The organism is Parafrankia sp. Ea1.12 (genome assembly GCF_900465275.1).
Lineage (GTDB): Bacteria > Actinomycetota > Actinomycetes > Frankiales > Frankiaceae > Parafrankia > Parafrankia soli.
The window spans coordinates 1-244 of sequence record NZ_UBIZ01000291.1 but is presented as its reverse complement, the minus strand read 5'-3'; the positions used below and the strand labels follow the sequence as shown (position 1 = coordinate 244).

1 protein-coding gene is annotated in these 244 nt (G+C 70.9%); it reads right to left on the bottom strand.

Annotated elements, in window-relative coordinates:
* Positions 1-244, bottom strand: a 244-nt coding sequence (locus FMEAI12_RS14260) for a PLP-dependent transferase (RefSeq protein WP_200835282.1), incomplete at both ends; no start/stop codon positions are given.

The following is a 244-nucleotide window of genomic DNA, read 5'->3' as shown; positions in this document are numbered from 1 at the left end:
TGAACTTCGTGGCCGAGTGCAGCACGACGTCAGCCCCATGCTCAAGCGGGCGGGCCAGGTAGGGCGAGGCCAGCGTGTTGTCGACGAGCAGCGGTATCCCGGCCTCGTGCGCGACCCCCGCGACGCCCTCGGTGTCGAAGACGTCCCCGCGCGGGTTGCCGATCGTCTCGCCGTAGAAGGCCCGCGTCTCGGGGCGTACCGCGGCCCGCCAGGCGTCAAGGTCGTCCGGGTTGTCGACGAACGA